The sequence below is a fragment of the Acetobacterium carbinolicum genome, from assembly GCF_047456275.1.
In the GTDB taxonomy this organism is placed as follows: domain Bacteria; phylum Bacillota; class Clostridia; order Eubacteriales; family Eubacteriaceae; genus Acetobacterium; species Acetobacterium carbinolicum.
Genome location: NZ_CP173357.1, coordinates 3,646,957 through 3,669,468 on the forward strand (window position 1 = coordinate 3,646,957; position 22,512 = coordinate 3,669,468).

At 43.6% G+C, this 22,512-nt stretch carries 19 protein-coding genes; 4 read left to right on the forward strand and 15 right to left on the reverse strand.

The features are described 5' to 3' along the window. Positions 1–711, reverse strand: a complete 711-nt coding sequence (locus ACIZ62_RS16875; protein ID WP_414150705.1) for a flavodoxin family protein — start codon at positions 709–711, stop codon at positions 1–3. A 208-nt stretch (positions 712–919) separates the two neighbouring features. On the opposite strand from ACIZ62_RS16875, the gene ACIZ62_RS16880 reads away from it, so the two are divergent. From ACIZ62_RS16880 to ACIZ62_RS16890, 3 genes are read left to right on the forward strand one after another with little or no spacing between them, the layout of a single operon-like run. Further along, positions 920–1,993: an NAD-binding protein gene (locus tag ACIZ62_RS16880; protein WP_414150706.1), complete on the forward strand. Its 1,074-nt coding sequence runs from the start codon at positions 920–922 to the stop codon at positions 1,991–1,993. Further along, positions 1,978–2,196, forward strand: coding sequence for a hypothetical protein (locus tag ACIZ62_RS16885; RefSeq protein WP_414150707.1), 219 nt, complete (start codon positions 1,978–1,980; stop codon positions 2,194–2,196). Before ACIZ62_RS16880 ends, ACIZ62_RS16885 begins: the two co-directional genes overlap by 16 nt. Continuing rightward, positions 2,197–2,469 carry a hypothetical protein gene (locus tag ACIZ62_RS16890; protein ID WP_414150708.1) on the forward strand — a complete coding sequence of 91 codons (273 nt, stop codon included), beginning with the start codon at positions 2,197–2,199 and terminating at the stop codon, positions 2,467–2,469. It begins immediately after the preceding gene. Positions 2,470–2,531: 62 nt separating this feature from the next. On the opposite strand, the gene ACIZ62_RS16895 is transcribed toward ACIZ62_RS16890, so the two are convergent. The 14 genes from ACIZ62_RS16895 to ACIZ62_RS16960 form a co-directional block, all read right to left on the reverse strand. After that, positions 2,532–2,921 carry a PaaI family thioesterase gene (locus ACIZ62_RS16895; protein WP_111888829.1) on the reverse strand — a complete coding sequence of 130 codons (390 nt, stop codon included), beginning with the start codon at positions 2,919–2,921 and terminating at the stop codon, positions 2,532–2,534. A gap of 19 nt (positions 2,922–2,940) precedes the next feature. Beyond that, positions 2,941–3,516 carry a class I SAM-dependent methyltransferase gene (locus ACIZ62_RS16900; protein ID WP_322519067.1) on the reverse strand — a complete coding sequence of 192 codons (576 nt, stop codon included), beginning with the start codon at positions 3,514–3,516 and terminating at the stop codon, positions 2,941–2,943. A gap of 113 nt (positions 3,517–3,629) precedes the next feature. Continuing rightward, positions 3,630–4,766: a carboxynorspermidine decarboxylase gene (nspC, locus tag ACIZ62_RS16905; protein WP_414150709.1), complete on the reverse strand. Its 1,137-nt coding sequence runs from the start codon at positions 4,764–4,766 to the stop codon at positions 3,630–3,632. A 16-nt stretch (positions 4,767–4,782) separates the two neighbouring features. Continuing rightward, entirely contained in the window at positions 4,783–5,982 is a 1,200-nt protein-coding gene (locus tag ACIZ62_RS16910; RefSeq protein ID WP_322519065.1) for a saccharopine dehydrogenase family protein, read from the reverse strand. 144 nt (positions 5,983–6,126) lie between these two features. Continuing rightward, positions 6,127–6,975 carry an agmatinase gene (gene speB / locus ACIZ62_RS16915; RefSeq protein WP_414150710.1) on the reverse strand — a complete coding sequence of 283 codons (849 nt, stop codon included), beginning with the start codon at positions 6,973–6,975 and terminating at the stop codon, positions 6,127–6,129. Then, complete coding sequence (gene speE, locus ACIZ62_RS16920) at positions 6,965–7,816, reverse strand: polyamine aminopropyltransferase (RefSeq protein ID WP_414150711.1); 852 nt, start codon at positions 7,814–7,816, stop codon at positions 6,965–6,967. The genes speB and speE overlap by 11 nt, the downstream gene beginning before the upstream one ends. Continuing rightward, a complete protein-coding gene (locus ACIZ62_RS16925) occupies positions 7,817–9,247 on the reverse strand; it encodes an aminotransferase class I/II-fold pyridoxal phosphate-dependent enzyme (RefSeq protein ID WP_414151871.1) in 1,431 nt (476 codons plus the stop codon). Positions 9,248–9,289: 42 nt separating this feature from the next. After that, on the reverse strand, positions 9,290–10,084 hold the full coding sequence (gene speD, locus ACIZ62_RS16930; RefSeq protein ID WP_414150712.1) for an adenosylmethionine decarboxylase: 795 nt from the start codon (positions 10,082–10,084) through the stop codon (positions 9,290–9,292). 637 nt (positions 10,085–10,721) lie between these two features. Continuing rightward, the gene (locus tag ACIZ62_RS16935; RefSeq protein WP_414151872.1) at positions 10,722–14,396 is read right to left on the reverse strand and encodes a response regulator; all 3,675 of its coding nucleotides are present in this window, start codon (positions 14,394–14,396) and stop codon (positions 10,722–10,724) included. A gap of 37 nt (positions 14,397–14,433) precedes the next feature. Further along, complete coding sequence (locus tag ACIZ62_RS16940; protein ID WP_111888823.1) at positions 14,434–15,549, reverse strand: HD-GYP domain-containing protein; 1,116 nt, start codon at positions 15,547–15,549, stop codon at positions 14,434–14,436. 238 nt (positions 15,550–15,787) lie between these two features. Continuing rightward, positions 15,788–16,765 (reverse strand): uroporphyrinogen decarboxylase family protein, encoded by a 978-nt coding sequence (locus tag ACIZ62_RS16945; protein WP_111888822.1) that lies wholly within the window; start codon positions 16,763–16,765, stop codon positions 15,788–15,790. A gap of 46 nt (positions 16,766–16,811) precedes the next feature. Continuing rightward, on the reverse strand, positions 16,812–17,441 hold the full coding sequence (locus ACIZ62_RS16950) for a corrinoid protein (RefSeq protein WP_111888821.1): 630 nt from the start codon (positions 17,439–17,441) through the stop codon (positions 16,812–16,814). 155 nt (positions 17,442–17,596) lie between these two features. Beyond that, positions 17,597–18,394, reverse strand: coding sequence for a methyltetrahydrofolate cobalamin methyltransferase (locus ACIZ62_RS16955; RefSeq protein ID WP_414150713.1), 798 nt, complete (start codon positions 18,392–18,394; stop codon positions 17,597–17,599). 376 nt (positions 18,395–18,770) lie between these two features. Beyond that, positions 18,771–19,817, reverse strand: coding sequence for an EamA family transporter (locus ACIZ62_RS16960; protein WP_414150714.1), 1,047 nt, complete (start codon positions 19,815–19,817; stop codon positions 18,771–18,773). A gap of 180 nt (positions 19,818–19,997) precedes the next feature. On the opposite strand from ACIZ62_RS16960, the gene ACIZ62_RS16965 reads away from it, so the two are divergent. After that, positions 19,998–22,451 carry an HD domain-containing phosphohydrolase gene (locus tag ACIZ62_RS16965; protein ID WP_414150715.1) on the forward strand — a complete coding sequence of 818 codons (2,454 nt, stop codon included), beginning with the start codon at positions 19,998–20,000 and terminating at the stop codon, positions 22,449–22,451. The last annotated feature ends 61 nt before the right edge of the window (positions 22,452–22,512 follow it).

Below are 22,512 nucleotides of genomic sequence, written 5' to 3' on the forward strand. Positions count from 1 at the left end.
TTAAAAGGGCTTGGTCCCGCTTAACCAGCCATTGGCTTCCCAATGATTGCGATCGGTGGGGTTCCAATCATTCTTTTTCATCATCGTCCTCATCACCTTAAACATAATTTTTCTAAATAAGGGGGCGCTACTGTGCTCAATATTAGCCACCGCTGCGGTGGCTTTTTTTGCCAATTGCACCATCTCTCTTTCAATTTGATGCTGCTTTTTCTCGGATATATCGTTCCACTTCATCGCCGCGACGGCCTGCTTGCTGACAAACCGTTTTTTTACCCCCCAGAATTTAAGACTATTCTGCATCGTTTTAGTGGTATGAGCAAGACCTGCTCCAGCAGTTGTGGCAAAACTGATCCCCACTGTATTAAACATTTTCGGATTGGGGCGATGGCTGATCCACATAAAACACAGGTGATCCAGCAAGGCTTTTAACGAACCGGTAACATCCAGTGCATAAACCGACGAGGTTAAGATCACCAGATCCGCCTCTTCCAAAGCTGCAACAATGGGCCGGATCTGGTCTGCATGTGGGCAACTGTCTTCCCCTTTTAAGAAGCAGGAAAAACAACCAACACAAAAATCCGACATGTCTTTGGGCAGATAAAACTCCCTGACCTGGGTTTCTTCTAATTGCGAAATCTTTTCAAGTAGCAAATCCTTACAATGCCAGGTGCTACCATGGCACATGGTTCCATTGATTACTGTTATCTTCATTTTTTTTCCTCTCTCAAACGAACGCCTCTGCCTCATTATAACGAATGACCGTTTTTTTTTCAACGTCTACCCTTTAATATTAAATTTATATAAGACATCAATATCTTTATACAAACTTTATAGAATCTGTGTTAATTTTTTTGTAGGATAAAGAATCGTATAACTACTCCATTTATCCTTCATCTCAGCTTCATCTTAGGAGAAAATTATGTATATCATTATTGTTGGCTGCGGCAGGCTAGGCAGTACCTTGGCCAAAGAATTATCAATTGGCGGGCATGACATTTCCGTCATCGACCATGACGGCGAAAAATTAAGTGTCCTCGGTAGTAGTTTTAACGGTTCCCGGTTCAAAGGTGTTGAATATGACAACGACCGTTTACTGAAGGCCGGAATTAAACAAGCTGATTATATTTTGGCGGTAACTTCTGATGACAATCTTAACATTACCATGTCTCTGATTGCCAAAAAAATCTATAACATGCCCCGTATCATCGCCCGAGTCGGGGACCCCAGTCGCAAATATATTTATGACATGCTGGACATTGAGACCATTTGTCCCACCCAGTTAGGGGTGGAGATCCTAAAGCGGAAGATTTCAGAAAAAAATGTCGAAACTCAGAGCTTTTTTATCACCACGTTTCTGGCCAGTACGATGGCTGTCTTGTGGCTGTCCCGGACTGGTGTTTACGCCGATGCCGTTGTTATGTTTCGGCGCGTTGTTTACAATGTCTTGTCGGCCCATACTACCACCGGGTTTGGTTCAGTTTATGCCCGACAATTCGCACTGGAGTGGGGTGACTTCGGTATCCTGATTCTCATCATTGCAATACTGATTGGTGGCTCGGCCTGTTCCACCGCCGGCGGCTTTAAGGGCTTACGGATTGGCATCCTCTTTAAAAGTATCCTTGCTGATGTGAAGCGCTTACTGTCTTCCGAGCGCAATGTCAAGGTCTTTCGCTTCCACCACATTAAGGACCAAATTCTGGCGGATAGCCTGGTGAAGGCCTCTGCCTTGATTGTCATTTGTTATCTGATCACCTTTGCCCTGGGAACCTTAATCGGAACTTTTTGTGGCTATCCGTTGGCCAGTGCCGCCTTTGAATCCGCCTCTATTACCGGAAATGTGGGCTTATCGATTGGCGTCACCACCGCCGACATGCCGGCAGTTATGAAAATTTACGATATTATTGCCATGTATCTGGGCCGACTGGAATTTCTTTCTGTTTTCGCCCTCATCGGCTTCATCATTGGAGGCATAAAAAAATGTTGGACAAACTAATAAAAACGACGATTCTTACGGTTGGTCTGCTTTTCTGTCTCAGTGGTGGGGTCTTGGCCGTCGATGTGATCGAGCTGAATCAACTGGTGGAAAATGCTGAAGCAATGGACGGTAAAACCGTCACCGTCATCGGTGAAGCGATGGAAAGGGGTGATTATGCCTGGGGCAATATCAATGACGGTAGTAATGCCATGGGCATCTAGATGCCTCTTAACGATGCCCAACGCATTAGATTTTTCGGGGATTATAAGCATATCGGCGACCAGCTCCAGGTTACCGGCGTGTTTAACCGGGCCTGTGTTGAACATGGCGGCGATGTCGATATTCATAGCGCTTCCATTGCGATAGTGACAGCCGGTTATGCCACCACTGAAACCGTACCATTTCCAAAAATCGTCATCGGGCTTGTGCTGGTATTTCTGGCTTCGGTTTTTGGACTGATCTATTATCAGGTCATAAAAAAAAGTGATGGCTAACCCATCACTTTTTAATTACGATACTTTTTAAGCTCTATTTTTTAAATCTTTATCCTAACACTTTAGTTCTTAATAAACCCGGTCGCATTAAATTTTGCAACCAACACTGCATTGTCTTCATCAAAAATATCTACAGTATAGTTGCAAAGGCTTCGGCTGGAAGAGGTTTCCATGGCTTTGGCCAGTAGCGTTTTTCCCTTGGCTGGTTTGGAATAGGTGATATTGGCATTGATACCGATGGTCACTTTACCGTCGGCGTTTGCCGCCGCCGCAAAGGCAAAATCCGCCAGGGTAAAGAGAGCGCCTCCCTGGACGATGCCAACCCCATTTAAATGCTTTTCTGTGATCACCATTCTTACTTCGGCATATCCCAGTTCAACCTTTACCAGTTCCAATCCAACAAGTTTTGCAAACTGATCGTTTTTTATAATCTCAATCATTTCTTTCTCCATCAGATCTCCCATGTTTATTCTAATTATTTTTGACAAAAACCAGGCCATAGAAGGTTTCGGCAATATTGATCATCTCCTGACATTCAAAGCCAATCTCTGCTAGCATGGTTTTCACCTCATCACTGCCAATCCGATGATCAATAGGAGGACCCGTTTTTGTTTCTGCTTTTTCCCAATCAACAATGGCCAGCTTTCCTCCGGGTCTGATAATCCGGCTGCTTTCTTCCAGAAATTGATTTTTATCAACTATTTCATGAATCACATTGACCATCAATCCAAAACTGACCGACGCATCGGGAATCATCAGATCCAGATCCTGGGTTTTTACGATCTCAATATTTTTGATACCCGCTGCTTTGCTGCGAAGTTCAAGCTCCTCCAGCATTTCTGGTGAGGTATCCAGTGCATAGGCATTGTTGTTGCCGATCATCTTTGCTGCCGGAATGGTGAAATATCCAATTCCACAGCCGATATCGGCAAAACTATCGGTTTCTTTAAGGCCTAAATTTTTCAATGTTTCAACCGGTGGCAGGTTTTCCCGACGCCACTCATTATCTAGCTTTTGTTTATTTTTTTGGTCAAATTTATGTATCATCATGTTTCTCCTGTTCGCTATCTAATCATCCTAGAATAATTCTTATTTGAGCCATTATACCATAAAGACTCATCCGGATAATAGCTAAATTCCTTAAAAAAACCGACCGTCTTTCAAGACAATCGGTTTTTAAAATCCATATATCCAAACTGTTTCACCATCTGGATGGTTTTTTCCTGGGTAAATATGGCAATAGCGGGGAGATTCATACCGTTAAAGGTGTTATTTTTAACCATCGAATAGATGGCCATGTCGCAAAATACCAGTCGATCACCGATTTCAAGCGGCTGATCAAAGGCGTAGTCGCCGATAATATCCCCGGCCAGGCAAGTCGGTCCGCCCAGTCGATAGGTAAAGGGTTTTTGATCCGGCAAGGCGGCCCCAATAATAGTTGGCCGGTAGGGCATTTCCAGCACGTCCGGCATATGACAGGCGGCGGAGGTATCGAGGATAACGTTGTGAACGCCATTATCAATTAAATCCAGCACCGTCGTCACCAGAAACCCGGTGTTAAGAGCCACTGCTTCGCCCGGTTCCAGATAGACCTTTAGCCCGTAGGTTTCTTGAATCCGCTTGATGGTAACAATCAGTTTATCAACATCATAGTCATCCCGGGTGATGTGATGCCCACCCCCGCAGTTGAGCCATTTCAACTGCGGTAGAAATTCGCCAAACTGGTCTTCCACCGCTTTCAGGGTTTGTTCCAAGGCATCGGCATTCTGTTCGCACAAGGTATGAAAATGCAGACCACTGATCCCTTCTAGCAGCTCCGGCACAAACTGGGCCCGGGTTACCCCCATCCTTGATCCCGGTGAACAGGGGTCGTAAATGGCGTGATCCTGAGTGGAGCATTCCGGATTGATCCGGATGCCGCATTCCCGGTCGGCTTCGAGTGCAGCATCCTTGTATTTTTGCCACTGGTTAAAGGAATTAAAAACGATATGGTCACAGAGTTTAGTGATTTGCTCAAACTCATCTTCCCGGTAGGCGGTGGCAAAGACATGGGTTTCACCACCCATTTCCTCATGACCCAGGCGGGCTTCAAAGAGTCCGCTGGCCGTGGTGCCGGCCAGGTAGCGGCCGATCTGGGGGTAAAGTGAAAACATCGAAAAAGCCTTTTGGGCCAGCAAAATCTTACAACCCGTGGCTTTTTGAACCCGGTCGAGAATTTTCAAGTTTTTAATCAGCAGGCTTTCATCGACAAGATAGCAGGGGGTGGGCAGCTCCTTGAAGGCATCTTTTAATTCCATCCGTGTTTGACCATCCTTAATCAACCAGCTCTGGTGCAAAGCTTTCCTGCCAGGGCAGTCCCCATTTGTTTAACGCTTCCATAAATGGATCGGGATCAAACTCTTCAATATTGTAAACGCCGGGTTTTTGCCACTGGCCGGTCATCACCAGCATCGCACCGATCATCGCTGGTACTCCGGTCGTATAAGAGATCGCCTGGGAACCAACCTCTTTGTAGCATTCTTCGTGATCACAGACATTGTAAAGGTAGTAGGTTTTATTCTTACCCTCTTTTTTGCCCTGGAAGATGCAACCGATATTGGTTTTTCCTTTGGTTCGCGGGCCTAGGGTCGAAGGATCTGGTAATACGGCGGCTAAAAACTGCAGCGGTACAATCATCTTGCCATCAAATTCAATCGGCTCTATGGCGGTCATGCCGACGTTTTCCAGGCATTTGAGATGGGTTAGATAGCTTTGTCCAAAGGTCATAAAGAAGCGAATCCGTTTGATCCCCTTGATATTTTGTCCCAGTGATTCCAATTCCTCGTGGTGGAGCAGATACATGTCTTTAGGTCCAATTTCGGGAAAATTATAAACCCGCTTGATTTCCATCGGCTCGGTTTCAATCCACTGTCCCTCTTCCCAATAGCTGCCGTTGGCAGTGACTTCCCGAATATTAATTTCCGGATTGAAGTTGGTCGCAAAGGGGTAGCCATGATCACCGGCGTTGGCATCGAGAATATCGATGTAATTAATCTCATCAAATTGATGTTTCATCGCATAGGCCGAGAAAACACCGGTCACGCCCGGGTCAAAACCGCTACCCAGCAGTGCCGTAATCCCGGCTTTTTCAAAGCGTTCCCGGTATTCCCACTGCCATTTATATTCAAATTTGGCGGTATCTTCGGGCTCGTAATTGGCCGTATCGACGTAATGGGTTTTGGTGGCCAGACAGGCATCCATAATAGTCAAATCCTGATAAGGCAGAGCCAAATTTAATACTACGTCGGGCTTTACCTCTTCAATCAGCGCAATCAGCTCATCAACGTGATCAGCATTGACCTGGGCAGTGGTGATTTTTGTCGCTCCGCCATCAAGTTTTGCTTTTAGTGCATCGCACTTGCTTTTGGTCCGGCTGGCAATACAGATTTCTGAAAACACCTCGCTGTTTTGACAGCATTTATGAATGGCCACACTGGCAACACCGCCGCAACCGATAATTAATGCTTTTCCCATAATTTGTTCCTCCTGTTATTTAACTATTATATAAATACTATCAGAGTTCGGGCGAGCAATGCTCGCCCCTACTACTCTTTAATTACACAGCCTAATGGTGCTGAAATCGTCTGAGCTTTGGTCATTGGTGATCATTCCAACTGTTTAGGCCATCGCCAACAACAGTTCCCGCAACACCTTGCAGGCCACCGCAGTGGAAGCACCGCTCTGGTCATAGACCGGCGATAACTCGTCAATATCACAACCGACAATATTCAGTTCTCCGATTTTTTGGATCGCTTCAAGCAGCTCTAAAAAACCGACACCGCCAGGCTCCGGGGTACCGGTGCCTGGAAAAACGGACGGATCTAATATATCCAGATCGAGGGTGAAATAGACTGGCTTGCCCTGTAGTTTTTTGACCACTTCAGCCAGACCATTAAAATTAAATTTCTGGGTGGTGACGTGATCTTTGCCCCACTGGAACTCACTGCGTTCGCCAGAGCGAATCCCGAATTGATAGATCCGGTTATCGCCAATGAGATCCCAAACCCGGTGCAGCACCGTCGCATGGGACAGGGTCACCCCCAGATAATCATCGCGCAGATCAGCATGGGCATCAAAATGGATCACATGGAGATCCGGATATTTCCGGGCCACTGCCCGAACTGCTCCCAGGGTCACCAGATGCTCACCGCCAATCATCACTGGGGTCTTTTCATCTCTTAATACCCGGGTGGTATAACTTTCAATCACTGCCAGCGCCTTTTGGGTATCACCAAAACAGAGTTCCAGATCACCGCCGTCAAAAATGGCTAAATCTTCCAGATCCTTATCCTGATAGGGGCTGTAGGTTTCTAATCCGTAGGATTCCCCCCGCATCGTTTTGCTGGCAAAACGGGTACCGGGACGGAAGGATGTGGTGGAATCAAAGGGGGCGCCAAAAACGACAATGCCCGATTCCCCATAGTCGTTGTCACAACCTAAAAAAGTCTCAATATTTTTATTCAACATCTTTTAACAGTTCCTCCACATAGTTTGGCAAAGCAAAGGCCCCCACATGCAACCGGGTGTTATAATAGCGGGTTTTAAAACCCAGGGCATTCCATTTCACGGCCTTTAAGTCCTCAATTGGATGGTATTTTTTTGAGGCAAAGCCAAACAGCCAGTGTCCTGAAGGATAGGTGGGGATGTGAGCCTGATAGACCCGGCTGATCGGAAAGGACTCGACAATGCGCTTATGGGCCCGCTGCATCGCCACCGCATCATCCAGATAAAATGCACTTTCGTGCTGATTGACCATGATCCCGTCTTCTTTTAGCGCCTTATAGCAATTACCATAAAACTCTTTGGTAAACAGGCCTTCGCCAGGACCAAAGGGATCGGTCGAATCGACAATGATCAGGTCATATTCATTTTCACAACGGCGAATAAATTTCAGACCATCCTGATAATGGACCGTTAACCGCTCATCGGCAAAGCAGCAGGCGGTTTGGGGCAGATGCTTTTTGCAGACTTCCACCACCAGCTCGTCAATTTCGACCAGATCAATGTGTAAAACCGAAGGGTAACGCACCAGCTCGCGGATGGCACCACCATCACCGCCGCCGATAATCAACACCTTTTTCGGAGCGGGATGAACCGCCATGGGAATGTGCACCATCATTTCATGATAGATAAATTCATCTTTTTCGGTCAGCATCATAAACCCGTCCAGGGTTAAAAAACGGCCAAATTCTTTGGAGTCAAAGACATCAATCCGCTGAAATTCACTTTGTCCACAGTAAAGCTGACGATCCACCTGAATGGAAAATTTGACGCTGGGGGTATGTTTTTCTGAAAACCATAGTTCCATTTAATCCTCCTTTAGCACATTGAGATTTTTTATTTCCATATCTTCGGGACCGGTTAAAAAACAGCCCTTATCTTTTAGGTATTCAATGGCGTCAAGAATTTCTGTCGTAATTCTTTCCCCGGGTGCCAGAATCGGAATCCCCGGCGGATAAGCCATCACAAATTCACTACAGATCCGACCGCCGCTTTTTTCCAGCGATAAGGCTTCCTTATCGGCATAAAAGGCTTCCTGAGGGGCGACAGCCACCGCGGGGTTAATGTATTCATATTGTAGCATCCCAGCCTTATCTTTTTTATAGATCCGACGAATTTCGGCCAGAGCTGAAACCAGACGTTCCAGATTCCGCCGACTGTCTCCCACTGAAATATAGGCCAGAATATTGCCGACATCGCCAAATTCCACCTGAATGTCGTATTCATCACGAAGAATACTATACACTTCAATTCCAGCCAGACCGACATGAAGGGTATTAATCGACAGCTTGGTGGCATCAAAGTCATAAACAGTATCTCCGTTAATCAACTCACTCGAGTAAGCGTAGTAATCACCGATCTGATTAATTTCATCCCGGGCATATTGGGCCATTTCGGTTACCTTGGCAAAAATTTGTTTGCCATTCACCGCCAGATTTTTGCGCGAAATATCGAGACTGGAAAGCAGCAGATAGGAACCGCTGGTGGTCTGGGTCAGATTGATAATCTGGCGCACATAACCAGCGTTCATGCCCTCACCCACGAGTAAAAAGGAGCTTTGAGTCAGCGACCCACCGGATTTATGCATACTGACCGATGCCATATCCGCTCCCGCTGCCATCCCACTGATGGGCATATTTTCGCCAAAATAGAAATGGGTACCGTGGGCCTCATCCGCCAGCACCAGCATACCGGCGGCGTGAGCCAGTTCGGTGATCGCTTTCAGGTTTGAACAAACCCCATAGTAGGTGGGATTGTTGACTAAGATCGCTTTGGCATCGGGGTTCTCCCGGATCGCTTCTTCTACCGCTACAAGGGTCATCCCCAATGAAATACCGATTTCATGGTTGGTTTCGGGATTTACATAAACCGGGATAGCTCCACCCAGGATCATCGCATTAATGACGCTGCGGTGGACATTTCGGGGCAGAATAATCTTTTCCCCTTTTTTACAGGCCGACAGCACCATCGTCTGAACGGCAGATGTTGTGCCATTGACCATAAAAAACGCCTGCTTGGCCCCAAAGGCATCCGCCGCCAGTTCCTCAGCCTCTTTGATCACCGAAACCGGATGGCAAAGATTATCCAGCGGCTTCATCGAATTGACATCAAGCGTCATACAACGTTCCCCTAAAAACTCCGTTAATTCGGGATTTCCCTTGCCCCGTTTATGGCCGGGCACATCAAAGGGCACCAACCGATTTCTCTTAAACTCATTAAGTGCCGTCATAATCGGCATCCGTTCCTGATTTAATTTTGGCACGTATTTATCCCTTTCCAATTAATATACATTACTACCGCTGAAAATTTCGATCATTTCGCGACGCAGGTTTTCGGTAATCTGTAGCCGCGTTCGTGGCGGCAGCTCATAAGCATCCGTATTGAAGAGATAATTTTGGAGGATGATTTCTTTTAACATCATCTTAGTATGAAAAAGATTGGATTGATAAACGTTAATATCAATGGCGTCATATTCCTTTAGTGTTTTATCATCAACATAATCCTGGATTGAGGTGATCTTATGATCCATAAAGAGTTTTTTTCCGCTGACATCCCGGGTAAATCCCCGGACCCGATAATCCATGGTAATAATGTCCGAATCAAAACTGCCAATCAGAAAATCCAGAGTGCTCAGAGGCGTAATTTCGCCACAAGTAGCCACATCAATGTCAACCCGAAAGGTAGCAATAGAAGTGTCCGGATGATATTCCGGATAAGTATGGACCGTTACATGGCTTTTATCCAGATGGGCCACCACCGTATCGCCCTGTAAATCGGTCTGTTCAACGGAGGCTTCCCGATATTCTCTTAAAAAGGTTTCTTCGGCAATTAAAAAGGTAACGCTCGCCCCCTGAGGATCATAATCCTGCTTGGATACGTTGAGCACCCGAGCCCCAATCATCTCAGTAACACGATATAAAATTTTAGTTAAGCGGTCCGAGTTATACTGCTCATCAATATAGGCAATATAGTCCCGTTGTTCGCGCTCGCTCTTGGCATAGCATACATCGTAAATGTTAAAACTCAACGATTTTGTCAAATTGTTAAAACCATTCAACTTTAATTTATTATCCATAATCCACCCCGTTTCCATTTTTTGCATTGTAATTGTGCTGTAATGATTTAATAAAACAAAAAACCCAAGTGATCCATCAGCATCTGCTGTTCATCCACTTGAGTTTATTTCTACTGATTTGTATTAAACGAGCGCATGACCGCACCGTCTATTTAATGATCCAAAACGCAGAAATTAGAGTCTATATAGCAAGAACTTACTTTTACTACTCTTATTGATTGTTTCACAAGTGTGATGTGCAAAAACGCACACGGTTTTAAGTAACCAACTTATAAAATTTGAGCTAATACTCAATCAATAAGGCAACGAAAGTTGCCAATCGGCATTTGACCTAGCTGTCCGTATGGCATTTTATTTCTTTATCCCCGAGTTATTCAGATAAAAAAATGGTCAAAATAATTCTTTGCTGTATCCATAAATTTTGCTTATGAATACGCCAAATAGACATAAATCTATTTCTGTCATTCGAGTCGAATTGTACTATAAAAAATTGTGAAAATCAAGAAATATTTGCAAATTTAACCGGTTTCTAACATAATCGCCACGACTCTTAAGCACTTTAAATGTTTATCTGTCATTCTAAACTTTTAATTCTTTGTGAACAACTTCACAAATCTTTCCCAGGTATTTAGCATTGTCATTTTTTCTTTTGAACCTGTCGCAAAGTCTTCAGAGCATCCTGGTAATCAAATTCATGAATCTGTCTTTCCAGATCAAATCCCGCATCGCCTAAGTTAACAATCAACAGGTCTTTGTGCTTCTCAAATAAATCATCAGCGTCGGTGTCATTATTTTCAAGCAAAACTGCCAACCGGTTCTTAATTGCATCAATTTGAGCATCGTTTCCTTTGTCTTTTTGTTGGTTTTCGGAGAAAACTCTTTCTCTCGGCAAAGCATCCGCAAAATGTCTTAATTCTGCGACAAAGTTATTAATTAACTTCTCAGATTGATCGTTTAACGACTGGGCCTTTATTGTCTGTTCCAATTCAGCCGCCTGCTCCTGTATTTTTTCAGCACCCAAATTTCCAGCCACACCCTTAATTGAATGAGCCGTTTGCATAATGCTTTGGTCATCCTGCTCAGACACCTGCTTCAGGAGATTTGTTGCGTCCGTCTGACATTTTTGACCAAACTGCCGGATCAACCGCAAATAGACGGCGGCATCACCACCAAGAATTTTAAGACCAGCTTCCACATTCAATCCTTCCACCTGCCAAAGGACTTCTAACCGATTCTGTTGCTCTCGTTCTGCTAAGGAATTCTTTCTCGGTGTTTCATTTTTATCACTATTTCCTGGTGCTTCATTTTCACCTCCAGTTTTTTTTATCGGCAGCCACTTGATCAAACATTTGTATAAAATCTCCGGTTCCACCGGTTTTACCAGATGGTCGTTCATCCCTGCCTCAATACAAAGGCGCCGATCTTCTTCAAAAGCATTGGCCGTCATCGCTAAAATAGGTACCGTTTCCCAACCCGGCATCGCTCTAATCCGTGCCGTCGCCTCCAACCCATCCATTACTGGCATCTGAACATCCATCAAAATCAAATCAAACTTAGCTTGTCTAATTTTATCAATTGCTTCCTGGCCATTTTGGGCTAACTCAATCACAAGTTTAAAAGGTTCCAGAAGCTGCCCGACAATTTCCTGATTAATCAGATTATCCTCAACAATCAGTATCCTCATCTGCTCGTAAGTTTTCAAATGATCCTCTAACTCGTTTAGCGATGATGGCATCTTTGATTCGCGATTATTTTCAAGCAGTTCCATTAATGCATCATTAAGGGTTGATGGTGTCATCGGTTTGATCAGAATCCGGCTGATTCCGGCACGCTGCGCTTCTTCATAGGATATCTGATTGCCATAGCCGGTAATCAGATAAACTGTCGGCCTGGTTTTCAGTTCCAGCGATTGAAGCATCAGTGCTGTGTCAATACCATCCATAACCGGCATTTTGAGATCCATCAATACCAGCCGATAGGGGTTCATCATCTGGTCAGCTTGCACCACCGTGGCTAATCCTTCACTTCCCGAACTGACCGCCTCACACTGGATTCCAAAATCAGCCAGCATACTGATCATCAGATCCCGGGCTTCTGGCATGTCATCAATCACCAGAACCCGCATTTCCTTCGAGGATTTCATGCTGATTCTATTTTTAGGAAGCGCTGTCGATATTTCAAAGGGCAACTCAAACCAGAACTGACTTCCCTGACCCAGCTCACTTTTAGCCCCAATTTCCCCACCTAAAAATTTTACCAAACGATAGCTAATCGCCAACCCCAGACCAGTTCCCCCATACAGACGGGTCATTGATTCATCAGCCTGGACAAAATCCTGGAACAGGTTTTTTAGCTGTTCTTTTGACATCCCAATCCCAGTATCCCACACTTCAAACCGCAGTCGAATCTGTTTTTTTTCCTGCTTCATAATCCGGGCCACAACCTTGATGCACCCTGTTTCGGTAAATTTCACTGCATTGCTCATTAGATTAAGCAAAATTTGCCCAAAGCGAACCGAATCTCCCCGCAAAACCGTCGGAATATGATCAACATCCACCAGTAAATTGAGATTTTTTTTAGCCACTTGATCACCCAAAATATTACACACACTGTTGATTTCCCGGTCGGGCTCAAAATCATGGGCATCCATTCGCATTTTTCCGGCCTCTATTTTCGAAAGATCCAGCACATCATTTATGATCTGCAACAAGTGATTGGCTGCCTCAGTCAACTTACCAAGCTGTTCCTCCTGACGCATGGTTAGAGGATCACGCTTAATTAGATGAGCCAGACCGATGATTGCATTCATAGGCGTTCGAATTTCATGACTCATATTAGATAAAAACGAACTTTTTGCCTGACTGGCAGCTTCTGCTTCAAGTTTTGCCATTTCCAACTCGGTAGTGCGAGAAACAACCATTTCCTCAAGATGCTTCTGGTAACTCTCCAATTCCTCCAGATATTTCATCTTCTCGGTTACATCAGCAACGGTTCCCCAACTGGCGACAGGCGCGCCATCAGAATCAAACTCAAATTCTGATCGTTCTTCCACCCAGCGCACTTCAGCCCCTGAAATAATTCGATGAAGTATGGTAAACGACCGACCCTGCACCGATTTTTCCTGCCAAGTTTCAGCGATTTTATTACGATCCTCTGGATAGACAAGATCCATATACGTTTCATAGGTTTGCGGCTTCCCCATATCGACACCAAAAATACGATAGGTTTCATTAGACCAGGTCAAATTGTTCGCATTGATGTCAAAATGCCAGTGTCCAGTTTTTGAAACCTCCTGCGCACGATTTAAAAAAGCTTCACTTTGGCGCAGTGCCTTTGTAATCTCAATGCGTTCCTGGTTTAAAAAGGCCGTTCCGATTTGATCAGCAATATGACAGCTAAAGGTGATCTCATCACTTCCCCACGCATGGTTTTTATTTACATGCATAAAGCCAATCGAACCAATCGACCTACCATTGCATAAAATACTGCAAACCAGTAGAGTGGTTCCACCTAACGGTTTCATATAAGCCTGCCAGTAATCCTTTTCCTGCGGTTCAGCCGATTCTTTATCAACAATCATATATCTGTTTTTGATGAGATGCTCAAATGTCAGCGGCTGATCGACCATGTTCATCGTCATTTTTCGGATGTGGGTTTTTTCTTTTTTTACATAAAGGTCCAGACATTCCATCATTGTCATTTCATTCTTATATTCCCAGATAGAAACCCGATCCGTTTCCAGGCGATTACCCAAAAGCTCAGTTATTTCTTTTGCAAACCGATTAATATCACCATTGATCCCCGACTCCATCTGACTGATTTCTCGAATCAGCTGGGTATGAAGATAAAGTTGGTCAACAATAAATTTTTGCTCGACTTCACGTTCCACTAAACGTTGTTCTAACAATTTTCGAGCACTCTTAAGATCTTCCTCCATCTGATAGCGCTCGGATATATCCCGAATCACTTCCACAAAATTTTCACTTTCAGCCAACCAACTTAAGCGACATTCAAAGTGATGCTTCCCATCGGAATTGGACAAATCATACTCAAAGGTCTGCATTTGACCTGTCGTTCTGGCCATTAGCATGGCATGGGTAAATAAGTCATTGACATTCGCCGGCAAAACAGTATTGATTTTTTTGTTTATAAATGCTTCCGGCGGGATGTAAAGATCCGAGGCTTTTTTTGCCCGATATTCCAGAATTATCCCCTGTGCATCCGTTAAAAACAAAAGATCCGGCACCATTTCAAAAAAAGCTTCAAATAATTTATTCTGTTTTACCAACCCTGAATTATCCTGACCCGCCATATCACTCACAACCCCTTCTCTTTCTGCTCTTTAATGTTTATTCCGGCTCCTGATGCATGACTTGTCTGAAAGCCTCAATCTCTATTTCAAAAGCTTCCACCACATCTGGATCAAACTGCATCCCTTTTTGTTCGATAATATAGTCGACCACCGAATCCATGCTCCAGGCTTTTTTATATGGCCGTACCGTCGTAAGGGCATCAAATACATCAGCTAATGCCATAATTCGTGCTGAAATAGGGATTTCATTCCCATACAGTTCTTCTGGGTAGCCTTTTCCATCCCAGCGCTCATGGTGGTAATTCATAATTTTCTCGGCCTCCTCCAAAAATGATAGCGCTGTAATTTCGCCCTGTTCCGCCTCTGTTTTGTTGACCGCCAAGGTTTTATTGATTGCCAAACGAATCGCATTTCCACCGATTTTACAATGGGTTTTCATCACTTCAAATTCCTCGAAGTTAAGCTTTCCCGGTTTTAAAAGGATGGCGTCCGGAATCCCAATCTTCCCAATATCATGAAGCGGTGCCGCTTTTGAAATACGTTCTATCACATCGTCACGGAGGTAACTCTTGAATTTTTCGTTTTTTTGCAATCGCTTAGCGATAATCCGCACATAGTGTTGCGTGCGCATAACATGGTTAGCGGTGTCATTATCCCGGGTTTCAACTAATTCAGCAAAAACATTTAAGGTCGTATCCTGAATCAGCTGATTTTCTACCATTCGTCGTTTGACCTCTGCTTCCAGCCATTTATTCTGATTTTTAAGCCGATCCCGAGCCTGTTTCAGTTCCAGATGAGCATTGACCCGAGCCAATACAATCCCGGGCCGAAAGGGCTTGGTAATATAGTCAACCGCCCCCAGCCGGAACCCCTTCTCTTCATCAATCAGGCTATCCAGTGACGAAATATAGATGACTGGTATCCCCAAATTTTCCGGATCTTTGCGTAGTTCCGACAAGGTTTCATAACCATCCATTCCTGGCATCATAATATCCATCAGAACCAGATCCGGTTTAAGGTCTTTATTAACCGCCCGAAGCAATTCTTCTCCTGATTTATAGGCCCGAACAAGAAAAGAGGGACTTAGTAATTTTTTTAAGATCATCAGATTGATGGGTTCGTCGTCGACAATTGAGATTTCATGCTTTTTCATCTTACCCTCTCTGTAAATAAAAAAATAAATCGTACGTTATCATTAGTTTTACCCCTTCTTGCGGTGATAAAACATAGTATACGATCAATTTTACGTTTTTACTCTGATAGGATTCGTTTCTACTTTTTAACGCTTTTAATAACGTCAAACGGCTATTCAAATTCTCAGAAGATTTAAGAGAAGCCGATAAAAAAACCTGTATCGCTTTAATCGCAATACAGGTTTTTGTAATTGGTTTCTAAAACATTTCCTTGCTCATTTCATCAATGCATTCATCGATATAAGCTATAACACCTTCGAAATTTTCAATTGGCAGACCAGATGTCTGGCAGGGAATAAAATATTTGGTGCCATTGGCACGGCAGGTTTCTTCCACCTGTTTTTTAACCACTTCTTTTTCCCAACCGGGATAATCCACAGTACCGCTGTGGAGTCCACCCATAAAGGTGATCTTTTCGCCATACGCTTTGATCAGTTCAGGGATATTATTAGTATTCATAACGCCCTGCCAAATATCGATTCCCACTTCAATCATGTAAGGGACTAAATTGGCAGCATAAGAGTCACTATGATGAATGATCAATTCGACACCATTGTCTTTATAGAACTGGTAGATTTTTTTATATGATGGTACAAAGAATTCTTCAAACATATCTGGCGAAATAAAGGATGAAATTTGACTACCCCAGTCATCGTGATGTAAAATGGCTTCTGGCTTAAGTTTTTCCATCATCACTGCAGCAAATTCCAACTCATACTCGGTTAAGTAGTCAATCAGTTCCTGCATCGCTTCGGGTTCTTCGTAGAGAGCCATCAGGGCATTTTCCATGCCCATCAAATGGTGAGTCATTTCAAAGATACCTGGTGCGAAAAATGCGGTGACATATTTTTCTTTTCGATCAACTGCATTGGCATGGGCAAGCGCCGCTGCCCAGGCTTCATCGGATGTGGCAATGGCTGGTTTTTTAACATTCTCTTTCCACTCGGTAATATCCTGAATTACCGCCAAGCCATCATGATGAACTGGAAACATTCCTAATTGACCTTCCGGCCATTGCCAGGTAATACCCCAATGGTCTTTCCAGGTTTGACCATATTTGAATTCAACCCCAGTCGGTACTTCCATGATCAGATCAATGAATTCATATTGTTTGACAAAACGATCCGGGTTGCCACCCTTCATTGTTTCGAGTAAGTTTTCTTTAATTGTCAGCATTATTTCTCCTTTTCTATTTGCAGGCTATTTTTGGGTATTTTCGCGTCTACGCGCCGATTAATTCTTTCGCTTTTGCAGCCGAGCTACCAGCATCCGGGGCGTAACCGTCAGCGCCAATTTCATTGGCATATTCCTGAGTAACAGGTGCTCCACCGACAATGACCTTCATCTCCGGGTAAGCCGCTTTCACGGTTTGTACCGCTTCTTTTAATGCCGGCATCGTCGTCGTTAAAAGACCTGAACACGCTACTAGCACAACGTTATCATTCTCTTTTACAGCTTCTACAAATTTATCTGCGGGTACGTCAACGCCCAGATCAATCATATCAAATCCGGCACTTTCAAGCATCATCACAACCAGGTTTTTACCAATATCATGAAGGTCTCCGGCAACGGTTCCCATGATACAGGTACCTAGTGAACTGGAGCCATCTCCTGCCATCACCGGTTTTAAAACTTCCACACCTTTGGACATCGCTTTAGCAGCAATTAGCATTTCCGGAACAAAGATTTCGCCGGATGAGAACTTATCCCCAATCACACCCATAGAAGCAATCATTGCATCCAGAATGTCCTGCGCTTTATCGCCGGCATCCAGGGCTTCCTGTACAGCTGCTGCAACTTTCTTTGATTTACCAGTTTCTACCAATACTTTTACATCTTCAATTTTTGACATGTTAATTTCTCCTTAGATTCAAACTATTTTTTCACCCAAAACCTATGTGCGTTCCGGGTTTTTGTTAACCTAGCCGTGTAAGTCTTTATTAAAATCGAACCACTATTACCCTTGTAAAGCCCGTTTAGGCAGGGCCGTCTAAAAATTTTTCACCCTTATTTAACGAAAATACCTTCTCGGAAAGCGCCAATATACTCCATACAATATTCATCTTCACCCATCATTGCTTCGGTGGCAAACAACATCCCCATCATATCTTTATTAAGTGGATCCAGAATAAAACTGTCCATCCCGGCACTCATGGCTAAAACCGCAAAGGCCTGATTGGCAATCCGTCGGGCTGGCAAGTTAAATGAAATATTGCTAATTGCACCGGTCACATGGATGGTTGGGTATTGTTTTTTAATCTCCCGAATGACTTCGGTGACCATGGCAATACCATCTTCTGAGGTACAAAGCATTTCAATTAGGGGATCAATGTGCATCCGGGATGGATCAATCCGGTATTCCTGACATTTTGCCATTAAGTCGGTGAAAACCTCCAAACGGTCTTTGGCCGTTTTAGGGATGCCTTTGTCGCTATTTAACAATGCTACACACTCCCATTTGGTATCTGCCAGTACTTTAAAGGCTACGTCGACCTTATCACCTTCTAATGAGACAGAATTAAACAATCCTGGTTTGTTACAATACTTCATTGATTCAATACAGGTATAAACATTAGGACTATCGACAGCAATTGGAACATCCGTTGCATCCTGAACAATATCAATCAGCCATTTCATCGTTTCCAGTTCAATGTCATCATCCACCGATGCACAGACGTCAATAAAATCTGCTCCGGCTTCCGCCTGTTTGATTGCCAGATTCCGGATAAATGCGGCATCTTTTTCTGCAATGGCCTTCCCCGTTGAAGGAATTGCGCCATTAATTTTTTCACCAATAATAATCATTTTCTTACTCCTTTTTAATCTTGTCTGTATTTGACCGTTCTTCGATATATTGCTCCAGCTAATTTTTCTGATCCATATTCACACGATAAACGCTCATAAAAATATCGTTTACATCGACTAGCTGACAATGCTTTTGTCCTTTTCTTATTTGTCCATTTATTCGTACCAGCTTAACTCAATCATCTGCACCAAACCCGTTCAAATATTTTAACCGGTAAAGTAATTGCAGTATAGCTCTGTTTTTACGAATTGTCAACTATTATTTTTACCGGTAAAAAAAGAACTTAGCCACTACTGTAAAACAGCTTGACTAAGTTCTTTTTGTCTAAATCACCTTCTCGTCAACTAAAAAGCGCTATCATTTTTATTACTATCCTTAATGCCGATGCCGATGGTGAACATCCGGCAGATGACAATGGGTGTGAACAGTCCTATTGTGGGTATGTTCATGGCAATGCTCGCCACTAACCGGCGGATGGTTATTATGGAGATGATGCGCATCATCGTGGTTATGACTGTGATCATGGGTCTCCTCATCATGAATATGGCGGTGTTCATGATTTTCCGACAGCGCCAGCCAGCTTCCCAAAACCATGATCACTAACGCAATTAGGAATGAAAAAGTGATCGGTTCTTTAAGTACCAGCCAGGAAATAAAGACACCCATAAAAGGTGCTGCCGCATAATAGGCGCTGGTTCGGGCCGCTCCCAGTCCCCGTTGGGCTTTCACATAGAAAAAAATACTTAAGCCATAGGCCACAAAGCCTAAGGTCATGGCCAGAATAATATAAAGCAGCGAAGCCGATAATTCGCCCCAGATAGAGGCGATGAGTAAAGCCCCCAATCCGGAACCGAAACCTTTGAGGACAACCACCTGAACCGGATCTTTAATCGATAGATTCCGGGTACAATTGTTCTCAAAGCCCCAGCAAATGCAAGACAGCATCACAAAAATCGCCCCAATCGACAAATTTATCGCCGTGACATCGCTAATGGTCAGTAAAACACTGGCCAGAGAAATAAATACGATGGCCATCCACATCCGTTTGCCAATGGCTTCTTTAAAGAAAATCATGGCTATCACTGCCGTTGCGGCGATCTCAAAATTTCCTAAAAGGGCCGCCGTACTGGAGTTGGTCAGCTTGATCCCCATCAACAGGAAAATCGGCGCTGCGATATCCAACAAAATCATCAGAATAATCGAGGGCATTTCTTTTTTAGTGAGTCTGGCTTCTTTTGACGCGTTTCGACGTTTTTTATTAAACACCGTCAGCAGCGTCATACCCGTTCCTGCGCCCAGATACAAAAGTGCTGCCAGAAATAAGGGATCAATTTCTTCAAGTAAAATCTTAGAAAAAGGTGCATTGATCCCAAAAAGTAGTGCTGCCAGGATTGCGTATACCACTGATATGTTTTGCTTCATAAATCTTCAAGCCTCCTTCTTGATTTTACTAATCCAATCTTATCATATTTTACTATTCTCATCAGTCTTTTTATAATTTGTGTTTCTTTTTCTCAAATCAGGATATAATAACCATGACTGATTGTTTGTCTATTACTAAACTATCTATGCTCTTTTGACATCACCTTATGAGAGGCCGCCATGAACATTGATCTTGCTACAATTGCCCTAGTTTTAGTTCTATCCAGTATTTTTCAAGCTGTTTTTATACTGTTTTTGTCTTCTAAATACCCCGGTGTTGATCACATTGGCGTTAGCTGTTCCCTTTTTGCGCTGGGATTTCTTTTTGTGATGTTTCAGGCCAACACCATCAATGCTCTGATTACGGTTGTAGCCGGTAATTCCCTGCTGCTGGTGGCCCTTATTTTTCTATACAAGGGTCTGGTTCAATTTTTAGATCTGCCGGAAAACAAGTGGCTTCCTCCCATTATTTTTGGTTTTTGTCTCTTAACCCTGATCTATTTTCAGTTTGTTTTCGATAACATTTCACTTCGCATTTTTTCAGTTTACCTTTCAATTGGATTAATTGCTCTTTTGATTGCCAATACACTTCGAAAAGGAAGCAACACCCACCTCCCAAGGCAAGCGCCACTGCTTCTTTTTCTATTTGCTTCCACTGGCCTATTTGCAATTTTACGATCTTTTTATGCCTTGTTTTCCCCTCCCATAGTTAATGCCCTTACACCAACGTTTTTTCAGGTTTTCTCTTTTACCGGGGTATTTATCATCAACATGATTGTGAGCTTTACCTTTATCATGATGATTAATGAGCGCCTCGGCGCTGATGTTTTGTCCGCTAAAGAACAGTTTGAACAAATCTTTAACCTCAGTCCTGACGCCAGCCTGATTACATCACTTGCTGATGGTAAAATCGTGAATTTCAACATCAGTTTTATAAATTTTACTGGATTTAGTCAAGATGAAGTTCAAAATAAAAGTCTGTTGGAGCTTAATCTTTATGAAAAACCTGCAGATCGGGACAAACTCCTGGAAGCAATCACAACTAACCAGTCAGTTGATGATTTTGAACTTAATTTTGTTACCAAAAGCAGGGATATCCGAATTTGTTCGGTTTCTGCAAAAATTTTTTTAATGAACGACACTCCTCATATTATCAGTATTATCGATGATATCACAGATCGCAAAAATGCTGAGAATGCCCTTATCCAAAGTGAAGAAAAATACCGTTTTTTAACTGAATTCACCTCTGATGTGATTTGGCTTTTTAATCTTACCCAGAATAAGTTCACCTACATGAGTCCAGCCATTTTTCAGTTAAGGGGACTCACCTCTGAAGAAGCCATGGCTGAAAAGCTGGAAGACGCCATGACGACCGAGTCCCTTCAACGGGTCAGAGCTAACTTACAAAGAAATGTCAAAACGTTCATTGCCAACCCCAAAACCGCTCATACTCACCTGATTGAAATCCAGCAGCCTTGTAAAAATGGACGTCTCATCTGGGTTGAGGTTTCGACAAAATATCGTTACCACAAAAATGGTGAGATTGAACTGGTTGGAATCAGCCGCAACATTGACAAAAGAAAACAGGCAGAGGCAAAGGTTCTTTATCTAAGCTATCACGACCAATTAACCGGACTCTACAACCGTCGCTTTTATGAAGAAGAGCTACGCCGACTGGATAGCCCCAGAAATCTTCCAATTGCCCTGATTATGGCTGATGTTAACGGGCTTAAGTTGATTAATGATGCTTACGGCCATCAGATGGGAGACAAAATCTTAAAGGAATTTGCCGAAATATTGAAAAATGAGTGCCGACATGATGAAATAACCTCCCGCGTTGGTGGGGATGAGTTTGTAATCTTACTTTCCAAAACTGAACTGCAAAGTGTGGAAAACATTATTAAGCGTCTCAATGCTGCCATTTCCAAGGTCCGAATTGACCGCACTATTTTGTCTGTTTCGATGGGATTTGCCATTAAAGAAACCCCCACCGATGACCTGAACGATGTTTTCAAACGAGCTGAAGATGCCATGTACCAGCATAAACTTACCATCAGTCCCAGTATTAAAAAAGCTACCATTGAGTTAATTGTCAATTCCATTTACGAACGAAGCCACCATGAATTGATTCATTCTCAATTAGTCTGTGACTATTGCCAGGCGATGGGCCGAGAACTGGGTTTTGAAACTGAAGCCATCAATCAACTGGGGATGGCCGGTTTGCGGCATGATATTGGCGAAATTGCCATTGACACTGCGATTTTAAATAAATCCGAAAAATTAAACGATGCCGAATGGGCGGAAATAAAGCGCCATCCAGAAATTGGCTATCATATTCTTCGATCCGTTAATGAGATGGCAGAAATTGCCAAGTTTGTACTTGAACACCATGAACGCTGGGATGGGCAAGGCTATCCCAAAGGCTTAAAGGCTGATGAGATCTCCATCCAAGGGCGGATTATTGCAATCGCCGATGCCTACTGCACGATGACCGCCGAACGTCCGTACAGCCGGGTTTTTACTGCCGAAGAAGCCATTGCCGAAATCAAAAACAACTCCGGTTTTCAATTTGATAAAAAGCTGGCCCAGATCTTTGTTGAAAAAGTACTACAAAAAGAATGGCCCAAAGCCTAAAAAAAGCCAATTGTTCAGCCCCAACACGTTTTAAAAACCCGGCTGACAATTGGCTTTACTT